Source organism: Marinomonas sp. 5E14-1 (genome assembly GCF_039939215.1).
Lineage (GTDB): Bacteria > Pseudomonadota > Gammaproteobacteria > Pseudomonadales > Marinomonadaceae > Marinomonas.
In genome coordinates this window covers 1-582 of the sequence record NZ_JBDXMW010000033.1, presented here as the reverse complement: position 1 = coordinate 582, position 582 = coordinate 1, and the positions used below count along the sequence as shown (strand labels likewise).

At 45.7% G+C, this 582-nt stretch carries 1 protein-coding gene; it reads left to right on the top strand.

Annotation, left to right across the window (positions count from 1 at the left end; genetic code table 11):
- The coding region (locus tag ABFY09_RS15090) for an Ig-like domain-containing protein (RefSeq protein WP_347985101.1) at positions 1-582 on the top strand (582 nt) is incomplete at both ends.

Here is a 582-nt window from a genome sequence, read left to right as displayed (position 1 = left end):
AGCGGGTTCTGTAGATACGACGGTTGAAGCGGTTGCAGATGGCGAGACGGTCACAGTGACAGCGACGATTACGGATGCGGCAGGAAATACGTCAGAAGAAGGTACAGCATCTGCAGTTGTCGATAAAACGGCAAATGAAGGTGTCGTTAAGGTGAATAGTATTACCTCTGACGATGTTATTAATGCAACTGAGAGTGATGGTAACGTTACTATATTTGGTCGTGCTTACGGTGGAGATATAGCAGAAGGCGACACAATTACTCTTGAAATTAATGGAACTACATATACAACGGAAGTGAAATCTAGCGGTAATTGGAACCTTTCTGTTTCAGGTTCTGATTTAGCGGCGGATACTGAGTTTGAGATTGTTGTACAGTCAGAAGATGCAGCTGGTAATCCCGTTAATAGTAGCGTTATCTCTACACACACAGTTGATATAACGGCGGCTAATGCGCCGAGCGTTACTATCACAGAAGATGCGAACAGCGATGGCTTTATCAACAATAGTGAAGCCGACGGTGCGGTTGACGTAACCATCTCTCTTGCGGATACAGGTGCAGTGGCTGGCGATACGTTGACAGT